The sequence below is a fragment of the Kitasatospora sp. LaBMicrA B282 genome (assembly GCF_050325825.1).
GTDB lineage: Bacteria > Actinomycetota > Actinomycetes > Streptomycetales > Streptomycetaceae > Kitasatospora.
The window spans coordinates 1-1,175 of the sequence record NZ_JBNQTI010000368.1 but is presented as its reverse complement, the minus strand read 5'-3'; the positions used below and the strand labels follow the sequence as shown (position 1 = coordinate 1,175).

General features: G+C 76.2%; 1 protein-coding gene. It reads left to right on the top strand.

Annotation, left to right across the window (positions count from 1 at the left end; all coding sequences use genetic code 11):
• A partial coding sequence (locus ACQRUO_RS39480; RefSeq protein ID WP_428321008.1) for an AMP-binding protein occupies window positions 1-1,175 on the top strand: 1,175 nt, incomplete at both ends.

The window sequence follows — 1,175 nt, the reverse complement described above, 5'->3', positions numbered from 1 at the left end:
GTCGCGCCCGCCCGGCCCGGGCAGCCGCTGCCCGCGGCCGGCCCCCGCCCGCGGCCGGCCGGCCTGACCGGCGCCGACCCTGCCGCGGTCTTCTTCACCTCGGGCAGCACCGGCGAGCCCAAGGGCGCCGTCTGCCCGCACAGCGGCACCGTGCGGCTGTTCCGGGACTGCCCCTTCGCCGACTACGGCCCCGGCCAGGTGATCGCCATGGCCTCGGCCGTCCCGTGGGACGTGCTCGGCCTGGAGGTCTGGAGCGTGCTGCTCAACGGCGGCTGCTCGGTGGTGGTCGAGGAGCCCTACCTGCTGCCCGCCACACTGCGCGCCCTGGTGGCCGCGCACGGGGTCAACTCGCTCTTCCTCACCCCCACCCTCTTCAACCTCTTCGTCACCGAGGACCTGGGGGCCTTCGAGGGGATCGACCAGGTCATGCTCGGCGGCGAGAAGGTCTCGCCCCGGCACCTGCGCACCTTCCGCGAGCGCTTTCCGCAGTCCCGGCTGCTGCATGGTTACGGACCGGTGGAGAGCAGCATCGCCACCACCATGCACCTGGTGGGTCCCGGCGACACCGAGCTGGCGGAGGGCGTCCCGCTCGGCGACCCGGTGCCCGGCACCGGGCTGCACATCCGCAACGACGCCGGCGCGTGCGCCCCCGGCGAGATCGGCGAACTGCTGATCTCCGGAACCGGGTTGGCCCTCGGCTACCTGGGCGACCCCGAGCGGACCGCCCGCAGCTTCCGCACCCACCTGATCGAGGGTCAGGAGGTGCGGGTCTACCACACCGGGGACCTGGTGCACCGGACCGCGGACGGGCGGCTGCACTTCGACGGCCGGGCCGACCGGCAGGTGAAGATCCGCGGCCACCGGATCGAACCCGGCGAGATCGAGCACGCGGTGCAGGCGGTCCCGGGGGTCGGCGGCAGCGCGGTGGTGCCGGTCCCCGACCCGGCCGGCGGCTTCGGCGCCCTGGTGCTGGCCTACACCGGCGGCGCCCAGGCCCCCTCGGCGGAGCAGCTGCTGGTCGAGCTGCGCGCCACCCTGCCGGCCCACCTGGTCCCCGGCCGGGCCGTGCGGCTGGACGCGCTGCCGCTGAACGGCAACGGCAAGCTGGACCAGGCCGCGGTGCTGCGGCTGGCCGCGGCCGCCGCGCCGCCCGCCCCGGCGGCCCGGGCGTCGGC